This is a genomic window from Marinobacter sp. ELB17, from assembly GCF_000169375.1.
Taxonomy (GTDB): domain Bacteria; phylum Pseudomonadota; class Gammaproteobacteria; order Pseudomonadales; family Oleiphilaceae; genus Marinobacter.
Map to the genome: position 1 here is coordinate 1 of NZ_AAXY01000053.1, position 11,978 is coordinate 11,978.

Sequence of the window (11,978 nt, forward strand, 5' to 3'; positions counted from 1 at the left end):
CCCGCACCAGGGTGTCATTCATCATCAAGTTCAGCCGACGCAGGCGGAATTCCGCCCAGGCGGCAATGGCCGCAAAAGGAATCGCTACAACCAGCCCCGCCGCGGTGGTGGTCAGTGCTTCGTAGATACCGCCACTGAGTTGCGATGCATTGGCCTGACCTTCTGCCACCGACATGGCGCTAAAGGCAGACATCATTCCCATTACCGTGCCCAGCAGGCCCAGCAGCGGCGCCAGTGCGGCTATCACTTCGATGATTTTCAGGGGTGCCTCGAATGGCTTCAGCGCATGCTGGGATCGGCGTGCCAATTCTTCACGCACTTCGGTCCCATCGCGTTGCTCAAGACTGGAGGTCATCGCCGCGCGAATCATTTGTGGCAACGGGTTGCATCGAGTAAGCCAGCCCCAGGGGCCGTTCAACGATTCTGCACACTGGTGTGATGGTTGCTGTTGCCACTGGTTGAGGGTTTTTCGCAAGCGCGAAGTTAGCCGAGGCGCAAAGAGCGCACCGGTGATGATCAGATAGAAGAACGCCACCAGGCCAAGAACCGCAAGTCCCAGTAGTACCCACATGACGGGGCCGCCCATTTCGGTCAGTTGCTGCAGGGGGGTTATGGCTACTAAACCGGAGTCCGTGGTTAGGGGGTTTATGATAATGTTTCTCCGCACAAATATTACTGCGAATTATAACGATTATCATTATATTAGTCTAGCCGTGATCGACTCAGAATTTTCTGCTCTGCTCAGCAAACGCGGCCAGCACTTTCGTTAGCGCCTTGTCATAAAAAGGCTGAGCTTCCGCTAATATGGCCGGCTCGGAGCGGAGGGAACACCCGCCTGTGAAAGGCGGGTGTAGGTCGTATTCCATGCGCAGCTGGATGGATTTCACCAGTGCTTTTCCCCAGATTTGAGCAATATGAAGTCGATGCCGAAAGTGATGCCTGCGACGGTCATAAGATTGCCATCGACGATTAGGCTGCCATCCGTAAAGTGCGCGCTTTCAGGTTATGTTGTGTCTGTCCACAGGTTTCCAGAATGCACGTTCTGAAATTTGTTGTCTGGGTTCAGAATTCTACGTTGGTCAAACGATGTCAATCAATAGTTCACCCGGGGTTACCCGGTCACCTTTGGTGACGTAAATTGCCGCGATTTTGCCGTCAACATCAGCGTGTACTTCGGTTTCCATTTTCATCGCTTCGGTGATCAGTACGGCTTGACCGGCACTCACTGTGTCGCCTTCTTTCACCAGAACCTCGACCACGTTGCCGGGCATGGCGGTGCTGACGTGGCCAGGCGTGGACGCCTTTTTGCGGCCGCTGCTGCTTTGTGCCACATAGTCGTTGAGGGATTCAAACACCACTTCTTCCGGCATGCCGTCGAGCGACAGATAGAGTTTGCGTTTACCCACACCGGATTCACCGGAGCCGGTGACCGCCACTTCGTAGCTCTCACCGTGCACTTCAATGCGGAATTCGGTGGCAACACCGGTGACCAGGCGATCACCGGATTTTGTTTCTGGTGGCAACAGGGCCTCCGGGACCAGTGTGCCGTCTTTGCGTTGCTGCAGGAACTCGCGGCCAAGGTCAGGGAACATGGCGAAGGTGAGCACGTCTTCCTCGTTGAGGGCCAGCTCGCCAATGTCTTTGCGCAGCTTGTCCATTTCGGGGCTGAGATGGTCGGCCGGGCGGCCTTCGTCAACGGTTTTATTGCCAATGGCTTTTTTGCGCAAGTTGGCGTTCACTGGCGCTGGCGGCCGACCATAGCCACCCTGCAGGTAGCGTTTTACTTCGTTGGTGATGGTTTTATAGCGCTGGCCGGCCAGAACGTTGTATACCGCCTGGGTACCGACAATCTGTGAGGTGGGTGTAACCAGCGGCGGAAAACCGAGGTCTTCCCGTACCCGCGGAATTTCATCGAACACGTCGCGGATGCGGTCCAACGCGTTCTGTTCTTTGAGCTGGTTGGCCAGGTTGGACATCATGCCGCCGGGCACCTGATTAATCTGAACCGACACGTCTTCGCGGGTGAACTCGCTTTCGAACTGCTGGTACTTCTTGCGGACTTCGCGGAAGTAATCGGCGATTTCGCTCAGCAGATTCAAATCCAGGCCGGTGTCGTAATCAGTGCCTTTCAGCGCGGCCACCTGGGATTCGGTTGCCGGATGACTGGTGCCGGAGGCGAACGAAGAAATGGCCGTATCCATGCGGTCCACGCCGGCTTCAATGGCTTTGAGCTGGCACAGGGGGGCCAGGCCAGAGGTGGAGTGGCTGTGAATTACCAGCGGCAGATCCACTTCCGCCTTGATGGCTTTGACCAGATCGTAGGTGCCGTAAGGCGTCAGCAGTCCGGCCATATCCTTGATGGCGATAGAGTCGGCGCCCATGGCTTGCATGTCTTTGGCTTGCTGTACAAACAATTCTGAGGTGTGCACCGGGCTGGTGGTGTAGCAGATGGTGCCCTGGGCATGCTTGCCGGCTTTTTTCACCGCTTTCATCGCGACTTCGATGTTGCGTAGATCGTTTAGCGCATCAAACACCCGAAACACGTCGACGCCATTTTCTGCGGCTTTTTGTACAAATGCCTCCACGACGTCGTCCGCGTAATGGCGATAACCCAGCAGATTCTGGCCCCGCAACAGCATTTGCAGGCGTGTGTTGGGCAGCGCTTCCCGCAGCTTTTGCAGGCGCTCCCAGGGGTCTTCTTTCAGAAACCGCACGCAGGCGTCAAAGGTGGCGCCGCCCCAGACCTCCAGAGACCAGTAGCCTACCTGATCCAACTTGCCGCAGATGGGCAACATGTCTTCAGTGCGCATGCGGGTGGCAATCAGCGACTGGTGCGCGTCACGCAGAATCAGGTCAGTTACTTCAATTCGTTTTGCTTTGCTCATGATCTTATTCTCCTGCGGATTACCAGCCTGAGTGCGCGGCGATGGTGGCGGCAATGGCGAGTGCAATGGCACTGGGGTGGCGTTTGGTGGAATATTTCAAAAGTTCCGGGTGGCTGGGCACAAAGCTGGTGTCAAAGTTGCCAGCGCGGAAGTCCGGATGCTCCAGAATCTGCTGGTAGTACTGGGCCGTGGTTTTGATGCCGTGCAAACGCATGTCGTCCAGAGCGCGCTTGCCGCGGGCGATGACTTCGTCCCAGGTCAGCGCCCACACCACCAGCTTCAGGCACATAGAGTCGTAATAGGGCGGGATTTCGTAGCCGGTGTAGATAGCAGTGTCTACCCGTACGCCGGGGCCGCCGGGCGCGTAGTAATGGGTAATACGGCCAAAACTGGGCAAAAAGTCGTTTTTCGGATCTTCCGCGTTGATGCGAAATTGCAGCGCATAGCCACGGAACTGAATGTCTTCCTGGCGATAACTCAGGGGCAGGCCGGCAGCGATGCGCAGTTGTTCACGCACAATATCTACTCCGGTAATGGCCTCGGTGATGGTGTGTTCCACCTGCACCCGGGTGTTCATTTCCATAAAGTGCACTTCGTTGCCGGCCAGCAGAAATTCCACGGTGCCGGCGTTTTCGTAGCCTACGGCTTCAGCCGCCCTCACCGCCAGGGCACCAATGTACTGTCGTTGCTCCGGCGTGAGCTGCGGGCTGGGTGCGATTTCAATCAGCTTTTGGTTGCGCCGTTGTATCGAGCAATCGCGTTCGAACAAGTGAATAACGTTGCCGTGACTGTCCGCCAGTATCTGCACCTCAATGTGGCGCGGATTCACAATGCACTTTTCCATAAACACTTCGGCAGAGCCAAAGGCCTTGGTGGCCTCAGAAATGACGCGCGGGTACTGGGCCGTCAGTTCCTGAGGTGTGTCGCAGCGGCGAATACCCCGGCCGCCGCCACCCGAGGTGGCTTTCACCATGACCGGGTAGCCAATCTCGTTGGCCAGTTTTAAGGCTTCATCCAGATCTGCAAGATTGCCGTCAGAGCCGGGGGTGATGGGTATGCCGGCGGCGCGCATGCTGTTGCGGGCCTGGGTTTTATCGCCCATTTTGTGAACAACGTCGGATTTTGGGCCGATAAACGCCATGCCTTTTTGTTCGCACAAGCGCGCAAAATTGGCGTTTTCTGATAAAAAGCCGTAACCGGGGTGAATGGCGTCGCAGCCGGTCTCTACCGCAAGGTTAACGATGCGCGCCGGGTCCAGATAGCCCTCCAATGGGTCGTCGCCCAAGGAATAGGCTTCGTCGGCGCGCTTTACGTGCAGGCCGTAACGGTCTGGCTCGGTGTAGATGGCGACGGAGCGTATCCCCATTTCCGCACAGGCCCGCACAATGCGGACGGCAATTTCGCCGCGGTTGGCGATGAGTACTTTCTTCAACATGGGAGACTCCTCATTTCTGCGTCCCTAATGAAGGTTATAAAACCCGAATGGCGAATTCAAAAAGAGTAGCGCTCTCGACTCTTTTGTAAAAATTGGTATTATTTTGTTTGAGTATAAGTAATCCCTTATGAGTCGATTCAGAAAGGTCCAATGCCATGCCGTTAAGCATTCAAAACCTCGCCAGTCGCCTGACCTTTCGTCAGCTTCAGGTGTTTAAAGCGGTTTACGATTTAAAAAGCTACAGCAAGGCAGGGGAGTTATTGGGGTTGACGCAGCCGGCTATCAGCAGCCAGGTGCGGCACCTGGAACAGGCACTAAGGTTGCCGATGTTTGAGTATGTTGGGCGCAAGCTTTATTGCACCGCCGCCGGTGAGGAAATGGCGAAATGTGTGCGTTTGGTGTTTGCTGCCCTGGAACAGGTGCAGAACAATTTGGCGGCGCTGGAAGGGCAGGTGGCCGGAGAGTTACGCCTGGTGGCCGTGAATACGGCGCAATATGTCGTGCCTTATATGTTGGGGGCGTTTTTGCAGCTAAACCCGCAGGTAACCGTGTCGGTGTCGGTGGTGAACCGCGCAACGGCGCTGCAAAGGCTGAATGACAACGCCGATGATCTGGTGATTATGGGTATGGTGCCGGCGGAGCGGCCACTGACGTCTTTGCCGTTTCTGGACAACGAGCTGGTGCCGGTGGTGCCGCGGGGGCATCCGTTGCTTGATCAGACGAGCGTGAGCGCCCAGGCGTTTCTGGACAGCGGTTTGTTGGTGCGTGAGAGCGGCTCTGGCAGCCGCCTGGCGCTGGAGCTGCATTGCCAGAATCAGCGTTTGCGGGCGATTCCAAGTATGGAGCTTGGCTCTAACGACGCGGTGAAGCATGCGGTGCTGGCAGGCTTGGGCGTCGCTGTTTTGCCAAAGCTGGGGGTGCTGTCCGAGCTGGCCTTGGGCAGCCTAAGCATTGTGAATATTGCCGGGTTTCCACTCAGGCGCAGCTGGTGCGTAGTGTATCCCCAGGCGCGCCACCCAACCCCGGCCATGCGGGCGTTTATTGATTATGTGCAGAAGAATATCCGCCGGTTTGAGCAGTTGTTCCTCAGGCGCTCCGAGCAATAGCAGCGCCTGCAGCGTCACTTTAGGCGTTGAGTTTTCTTTGCAGAATTTCGGTGAACAGGCGCGGGTTACCCTGGCCTTTTGAGGCTTTCATTAGCGGCCCCATAAAACCGCCCATCAGCTTCTTTCGCTTTTTTTCGTCGGCTTCCTGGAACTGGGCAATCTGCTCGGGCATGCCTGCCAGTACTTCATCCACAATGGCTTCCAGGGCGCTGGTGTCTGAAACCTGTTTCAGGCCTTGAGCTTCTATGATGGCGTCAGCCGCATTATCTTCAGAGCCGCCATCGCCATTCCACAGTGCTTCAAACACCTTCTTTGCGCCTGAGGACGACACCGTGTTGTCTGCGATGCGCGCGACAAGCTGACCCAGTTGGATGCCGCTGATGGGCGCCTGCGCTACGGTTTCGTTATCTGCGTTCAGGCGCGCCGAAAACTCGCCCAACACCCAGTTTGCTGCCAGCTTGGCGTCTTTGCAGTGACTGACGGTGTCTTCAAAAAACGCTGACAGGCGAGCGTCGTCGCTCAACAAGCTGGCGTCGTAGTCGTTCAGGCTATATTGCTCTTTGAAGCGTGCTTTGCGGGCATCCGGCAGTTCTGGCAACAGAACGCGCGCACTTTCGATAAAGGCATCATCGATCACCACCGGCAGCAGATCAGGGCAGGGGAAGTAGCGGTAATCGTTGGCTTCTTCTTTGCTGCGCATAGAGCGCGATTCGTCGCGATCGCCGTTGTACAGCCGGGTTTCCTGAATGATGCGGCCCCCGTCTTCCAGAATGTCCATCTGCCGCGCTACTTCATGGGCGATGGCCTGCTCCATAAAGCGGAACGAGTTCAGATTTTTGGTTTCGGTGCGGGTGCCCAGGGTGTCAGAGCCTTTGGGTTTGAGTGAAATATTCACGTCAAAGCGCAGCGAGCCCTGACTCATATCGCCATCGCAGATGCCCAGGGACGACACCAGGCTGTGCAGCTTTTTGGCGAAAGCGACGGCTTCTTCGGCGCTGTTCATATCCGGCTCGGTCACAATTTCGATTAGCGGTGTGCCGGCGCGGTTTAAGTCGATACCGGTCATGCCCTGGCCACGTTCATCAAAAAGAGATTCGTGCAGGGATTTGCCGGCATCTTCTTCCAGGTGTGCGTGGTGGATGCGAACGCGTTTGCTGCGGCCGCCGGCTAAATCGACGTCTACGAAGCCCGGGCCCACAATAGGGTGGTCCAGCTGCGTGGTCTGATAGCCCTTTGGCAAATCCGGGTAAAAGTAGTTTTTGCGGTCGAACACCGAGCGCCGGCCAATTTCGGCGTTTACCGCCAAGCCAAACATCACTGCGTAGCGGAAGGCCTGTTCGTTGGGTACCGGTAAGGTGCCGGGCATGGCCAGGTCGACCGCGCTGGCCTGGGTGTTGGGCTCGGCGCCGAAGGCGGTGCTGGAGCCGGAAAAAATCTTGGTTTTGGTGGCAAGCTGAGCGTGTATTTCCAGCCCGATCACAATATCCCACTGCATAACGGTTCTCCTGATTCAGGCTTACTGGGGAAATTTCTGGTGCCAGCCGGTAACCTGCTGGAACTGATGGGCTGCGTTCAGCAGACGGGCTTCTTCAAAATAATTGCCGATTATCTGCAGGCCCACCGGCAAACCGTCGACAAAACCGGCCGGTACCGACATCGCCGGAACGCCCACAAGATTGACTGCGATGGTGAATATATCTTCCAGGTACATGGTCACCGGGTCGCTGGTTTTCTCGCCTTGCACAAAGGCTGGCGACGGTGACACCGGGCTCATCAGTACGTCCACTTCTTTGAACGCGTTGATGAAATCCTGCTGAATCAGACGACGTACTTTCTGTGCTTTTAAATAGTAGGCGTCAAAATAGCCGGCGGACAGGGCGTAGGTGCCTACCAGGATGCGGCGCTTAACTTCGTTACCAAAGCCTTCGGCACGGGTGCGGGTGTAAAGGTCGTTCAGATCCTGCGGGTTGTCGCAGCGATAGCCGTAACGCACGCCGTCAAAGCGCGATAGATTGGCGGAAGCCTCGGCCGGAGCGATGACGTAATAGGCGGCAATAGCCAGTTCGGCGTGGGGCAGGGACACTTCTTTCACCGTGGCTCCCAGCTTTTCGTATTCCTTCACCGCGTTGCGCACCTGCTGTTCCATGGCGGGATTGAGCTGGTCGGAGAAATACTCTCTCGGCAGGCCCACGCGCAGGCCTTTTAAAGGCTGGTTCAGAGTTGCGGTGTAATCCGGCACGGCGCGATTAGCAGATGTAGAGTCTTTTGGGTCAAACCCGGCCATTACATTTAGCATCAGCGCGTTGTCTTCGGCGGTGCGCGCCATGGTGCCGCCCTGATCCAGGCTAGAGGCGAAAGCGATCATGCCGTAGCGTGACACCCTGCCATAGGTGGGTTTCAAGCCGGTTACGCCACACAGCGCTGCCGGTTGGCGAATGGAGCCGCCGGTGTCGGTGGCGGTGGCGGCCGGCACCAGGCGCGCGGCGATGGCCGCTGCAGAGCCACCGGAGGATCCACCGGGTACGCGCTTCTCGCCCTTATTCAAGCCCCAGGGGTTGGTCACCGGGCCAAAAAAGCTGGACTCGGTAGACGAGCCCATGGCGAACTCGTCCATATTGGTTTTGCCCAGGCACACAGCGCCGGCAGCGCGAAAATTGGCCACGACCGTAGCGTCATAGGGCGGCACAAAATTAGCCAGCATTTTCGACCCGGCGGTGGTCGCCACGCCGTTGGTGCAGAAAATGTCTTTATGGGCAAAGGGTACGCCGGTCCAGACGTTGGCGTTGCCGGCCGCGCGCTGTTCGTCAGCGGCCTTGGCATCGGCCATGGCAAGGTCTTCGGTGACGGTTATAAAGCTGTTGTACTGGCCGTCTTCTGCTTTGATGCGATCGAGGAACTCGCGGGTCAGTTCCACGCTTGAAATCTTGCCGCTTTCCAGTTCGCGGGAAAGCTCTGCTACGGATTTGTTATGCATGTTCAATCCTGATGGTGTGGTTCGTCAGATCACTCGATTCCCTTTACTCACTCAATCACTCGGGGTACTAGATAGAGGCCGCTCTCGGTGGCGGGAGCTATGGCCTGGAAGGCTTCGCGCTGGTTGCTTTCAGTGACTTCGTCGGCGCGCAGGCGCTGTACCGCATCCAGTGGGTGGGCTAGAGGCTCTACGTTGTCAGTGTTGGCGGCGCTGAGTTGGTCAACCAGGCTGAGGATGTTGCTCAGGTCGTTTTCCAGTGCGGGTATCTGTTCGTCATCAAGACGGATACGGGCCAGCACGGCGACTTTTTCAATGTCTGCGCGGGAAATGGTCACGTTGACTCCGGTTTTTCGTATTTGATATTCAGACTGCGCCGCAGCGTTTTCACGGCGGAGTTTAGATCGACCCCTACCCGCAGTGTCTGAGCTTGGTAATAAGGACGATATGGTAACAGATTAGTGGCTTTGCGGGAGCGGCGCGGTGGTCTTCTGAAGAAGAGGCCTGGTCGTCTTCGAGAACCTGTGCTGAAACCTATTCAACTGGCCTGGCATCGTCCAGTAGGTCTTCGGAGGTGGCGTCGCTGCGCTCCTCGCACACCTGCTTGTATATGTAAGTGTCCGGGGTCACATTGAGCGCTTCATCGGCTGGAGTCAGGGGATTGCAGCCGGTCAAACCGCCGGCGAGCGCTAGAACCATCAATAAAATTGAGGCATAGAGAATTTTCATAGCAAACATCTACTATTGCAGGCTGATTCGCCCAATCAAGGCATTGGTATTAGCTATTATCAACCTAATCAGAGTCTAATTGCTGACTCTCGTCAAACCGCAAGGCATTCAAAGCGGCATTTTGCCCTGTAAGTGCATGACGGTTTGTTCATGCTGGGGTAGGTCATTTGCTTTTGCGAAGGCTGCGCCTTGCCTGTGCGTGGGGGCGCTGCTAAAGTTGCCGCATCTTTTCGCAGCCGCCACTCTCAGGTTGAAACTACACGAATGTTGATTAAAAGACTCCGAGGATTATTCTCCAGCGATCTGTCCATTGATTTGGGCACCGCAAACACTCTTATCTACGTGCGCGGTCGCGGCATTGTATTAAATGAACCTTCCGTTGTAGCTATTCGCACCACTAATTCGCAGAAAATGGTTGCCGCTGTTGGCGCCGAAGCCAAGCGAATGCTGGGCCGCACCCCGGGCAATATAAGTGCCATTCGCCCGATGAAAGATGGCGTAATCGCTGATTTTGTGGTGACGGAAAAAATGCTTCAGCACTTTATTCACAAAGTGCATGAAAACAGCTTTATTACCCCCAGCCCTCGGGTATTGGTGTGTGTGCCCAGCAAATCCACTCAAGTGGAACGCAAAGCCATTCGCGAGTCGGCCATGGGTGCGGGTGCGCGCGAAGTGTTCCTGATAGAAGAGCCTATGGCGGCAGCCATCGGTGCCGGCCTTCCAGTGGAAGAAGCCAGCGGCTCAATGATTGTGGATATCGGCGGCGGCACCTCTGAAATTGCCATTATTTCTCTGAACGGCATTGTTTATGCCGATTCGGTGCGGGTAGGCGGTGACAAGTTTGATGAAGCTATTGTCACGTATGTGCGTCGTAACTACGGCAGCCTGATTGGTGAATCCACCGCGGAGCGCATCAAGCATGAAATTGGCTGCGCCTACGAAGGTTTGGAAGTTCGTGAAATTGACGTGCGTGGCCGCAATTTGGCTGAAGGCGTGCCGCGGGCGTTCACGCTAAACAGCGAAGAAATTCTAGATGCTCTGCAAGAGTCCCTGGCGCAAATTGTCCAGACCGTTAAAAGCGCTCTGGAACAGTCGCCACCGGAACTGGCATCTGATATTGCCGAACGCGGCATTGTGCTGACCGGCGGCGGCGCCCTGTTGCGTGGGCTGGACAAATTGATTAGCGAAGAAACCGGCCTGCCGGTGATCGTCGCTGAAGATCCCCTGACCTGTGTTGCCCGTGGTGGTGGCAAAGCGCTGGAAGTGATTGATCGCGGCGGTATTGGAATGTTCTTCCAAGAGGGCTGATCCCGTGGGGAGAACAAGCTATTAAAACCATATTCGTGCAGGGGCCGGTTCCGGGATTCCGGTTGCTGTTGGTTGTGGTGTTGGCGCTGGGGTTGATTGTTGCAGATGCCCGCTTTGGCAAGCTGACAGTGGTACGCAGTACGCTGGCCACGGGGCTGACACCGGTCTACTGGCTGGGCAACGCGCCCACTCAATTTTCTGATTGGGTTGGCAGCCTGTTCGTCAACAAAGATGACCTCAAGCGTGACAATGACGAATTGCAGGCGCGGCTGCTAATTCTTGAGCGTCGTGCTCTGAAATATGCCTCTTTGGCCTCCGAAAATAATGAACTGCGCCGCCTGATGAACTCCTCCGAAGTGCTCGACGACCGCGTTATAGTCAGCGAAGTTGTGAGCGTGTCGCCCGACCCATTTGCCCATGAACTGGTCATCAATAAAGGTCGCAGCGACGGTGTTCACGAAGGTCAGGCCATACTGGACGCCGGTGGCCTGATGGGGCAGGTGATTCAGGTCAGCCAGATAACCGCTCGCGTTTTGTTGGTATCTGACAGCAGCCATGCGGTGCCGGTAGAAGTGGTGCGCAATGGCCTGCGGGCTATTCTGCTGGGCACCGGCAAAGCTAACAGCCTGGAACTGGTGCACGTTCCGGATACGGCCAACATTCGTGAGGGTGATCTACTGGTGAGTTCCGGCTTGGGCGGGCGTTTCCCCCGCGGCTATCCGGTCGCTGAAGTGAGCCGCATCAGCAAGGAACCTGGCGAACCGTTTATCACTATTGAAGCCACACCCACCGCCAAACTCAATCAGAGCCGTATGTTGCTGGTTGTGTTTCAAGCTCTTGTCCCCGATAACGAGCGGTCAGAAAATCAGCTTGAGCCTGCGCAAGACGGCAATCGTTTGCAGGAGGAACGCTGATGCTGTCTGTGATCAGCTACCCGGTGTTTGCTCTGTCGGTGCTGCTGGCGCTAACGCTGAGCATTGCTCCAGTGCCTTCCGGGTGGCTGGAGTTTCGCCCGGAATGGCTGGCGTTAATGGTGTTTTACTGGACCGTGCGTGCGCCTGCGCAATTTGGCGTTTTCCTTGCTGCAGCTCTGGGCCTGTTGCTGGATGTGCTGGAGTCAACGCCGCTGGGTGTGAACGCCATGGCCATGGCGGTTGTAGCGTTTCTGGTTCTGACCGTACACCAGCGCCTGCGCATGTACCCATTGCCACAACAGTGCGCCATCGTGTTTCTGCTGCTGGGCATTAATCAGATGGTGGTGCACGTTATCAAACAGTCCCTGGGGGCAGACAATACCGGTTTCGGGTATTTGTGGCCGGCGCTGACCAGCGCGGTAGTTTGGCCCTTCCTTAGCCTGGTGCTGGACAATATAAATCGCCGACTGGGCTAGTGTCCCGTCTGGCTAATTCGTAAGCCTACTGCTTGGCACTGAGAGGTCTGGCCAAGGTGCCAGTCTGCAGATGTGGTGGTTCCACATCAAAGGCTGGCAACACAGGTCCAGAGCCCTCAGGGACAGGCCCTTCGGGAGCTTCTGAGAACCCGAA

11 protein-coding genes are annotated in these 11,978 nt (G+C 56.4%); 4 read left to right on the plus strand and 7 right to left on the minus strand.

Features of this window, described 5'->3' with window-relative positions; all coding sequences use genetic code 11:
* From MELB17_RS22430 to MELB17_RS22440, 3 genes are all read right to left on the minus strand, one after another.
* A partial coding sequence (locus tag MELB17_RS22430; protein WP_227499016.1) for a MotA/TolQ/ExbB proton channel family protein occupies positions 1-667 on the minus strand: 667 nt, incomplete at its 3' end.
* A 412-nt stretch (positions 668-1,079) separates the two neighbouring features.
* Positions 1,080-2,885 (minus strand): sodium-extruding oxaloacetate decarboxylase subunit alpha, encoded by a 1,806-nt coding sequence (oadA, locus tag MELB17_RS22435; protein ID WP_007352647.1) that lies wholly within the window; start codon positions 2,883-2,885, stop codon positions 1,080-1,082.
* 19 nt (positions 2,886-2,904) lie between these two features.
* Complete coding sequence (locus MELB17_RS22440; RefSeq protein WP_007352648.1) at positions 2,905-4,320, minus strand: acetyl-CoA carboxylase biotin carboxylase subunit; 1,416 nt, start codon at positions 4,318-4,320, stop codon at positions 2,905-2,907.
* Positions 4,321-4,475: 155 nt separating this feature from the next.
* Here MELB17_RS22440 and MELB17_RS22445 point away from each other — a divergent pair, with 155 nt between their 5' ends.
* Entirely contained in the window at positions 4,476-5,426 is a 951-nt protein-coding gene (locus MELB17_RS22445) for a LysR family transcriptional regulator (protein ID WP_007352649.1), read from the plus strand.
* A gap of 19 nt (positions 5,427-5,445) precedes the next feature.
* Here the strand turns inward: MELB17_RS22445 and gatB are convergent, their stop codons facing one another.
* From gatB to MELB17_RS22465, 4 genes are all read right to left on the minus strand, one after another.
* Positions 5,446-6,921 carry an Asp-tRNA(Asn)/Glu-tRNA(Gln) amidotransferase subunit GatB gene (gene gatB / locus MELB17_RS22450; RefSeq protein WP_007352650.1) on the minus strand — a complete coding sequence of 492 codons (1,476 nt, stop codon included), beginning with the start codon at positions 6,919-6,921 and terminating at the stop codon, positions 5,446-5,448.
* 21 nt (positions 6,922-6,942) lie between these two features.
* Complete coding sequence (gatA, locus tag MELB17_RS22455; RefSeq protein ID WP_007352651.1) at positions 6,943-8,400, minus strand: Asp-tRNA(Asn)/Glu-tRNA(Gln) amidotransferase subunit GatA; 1,458 nt, start codon at positions 8,398-8,400, stop codon at positions 6,943-6,945.
* 47 nt (positions 8,401-8,447) lie between these two features.
* The gene (gene gatC, locus MELB17_RS22460) at positions 8,448-8,735 is read right to left on the minus strand and encodes an Asp-tRNA(Asn)/Glu-tRNA(Gln) amidotransferase subunit GatC (RefSeq protein ID WP_007352652.1); all 288 of its coding nucleotides are present in this window, start codon (positions 8,733-8,735) and stop codon (positions 8,448-8,450) included.
* A 196-nt stretch (positions 8,736-8,931) separates the two neighbouring features.
* Positions 8,932-9,126: a hypothetical protein gene (locus MELB17_RS22465; protein WP_157133388.1), complete on the minus strand. Its 195-nt coding sequence runs from the start codon at positions 9,124-9,126 to the stop codon at positions 8,932-8,934.
* A gap of 267 nt (positions 9,127-9,393) precedes the next feature.
* Here MELB17_RS22465 and MELB17_RS22470 point away from each other — a divergent pair, with 267 nt between their 5' ends.
* Genes MELB17_RS22470 through mreD form a run of 3 tightly spaced genes read left to right on the plus strand, consistent with a single transcriptional unit; the run spans position 9,394 to position 11,824 of the window.
* On the plus strand, positions 9,394-10,434 hold the full coding sequence (locus tag MELB17_RS22470) for a rod shape-determining protein (RefSeq protein ID WP_036186094.1): 1,041 nt from the start codon (positions 9,394-9,396) through the stop codon (positions 10,432-10,434).
* A 35-nt stretch (positions 10,435-10,469) separates the two neighbouring features.
* Positions 10,470-11,348, plus strand: a complete 879-nt coding sequence (gene mreC, locus MELB17_RS22475; protein WP_007352655.1) for a rod shape-determining protein MreC — start codon at positions 10,470-10,472, stop codon at positions 11,346-11,348.
* Positions 11,348-11,824 (plus strand): rod shape-determining protein MreD, encoded by a 477-nt coding sequence (gene mreD, locus MELB17_RS22480; RefSeq protein WP_007352656.1) that lies wholly within the window; start codon positions 11,348-11,350, stop codon positions 11,822-11,824. Before mreC ends, mreD begins: the two co-directional genes overlap by 1 nt.
* The last annotated feature ends 154 nt before the right edge of the window (positions 11,825-11,978 follow it).

Coding starts and splice junctions, on each gene's coding strand:
- MELB17_RS22440 (WP_007352648.1), bottom strand. CDS start 4,320: ATGTTGAAGAAAGTACTCATCGCCAACCGCGGCGAAATTGCCGTCCGC.
- mreD (WP_007352656.1), top strand. CDS start 11,348: ATGCTGTCTGTGATCAGCTACCCGGTGTTTGCTCTGTCGGTGCTGCTG.
- oadA (WP_007352647.1), bottom strand. CDS start 2,885: ATGAGCAAAGCAAAACGAATTGAAGTAACTGACCTGATTCTGCGTGAC.
- gatA (WP_007352651.1), bottom strand. CDS start 8,400: ATGCATAACAAATCCGTAGCAGAGCTTTCCCGCGAACTGGAAAGCGGC.
- gatB (WP_007352650.1), bottom strand. CDS start 6,921: ATGCAGTGGGATATTGTGATCGGGCTGGAAATACACGCTCAGCTTGCC.
- MELB17_RS22465 (WP_157133388.1), bottom strand. CDS start 9,126: ATGAAAATTCTCTATGCCTCAATTTTATTGATGGTTCTAGCGCTCGCC.
- MELB17_RS22445 (WP_007352649.1), top strand. CDS start 4,476: ATGCCGTTAAGCATTCAAAACCTCGCCAGTCGCCTGACCTTTCGTCAG.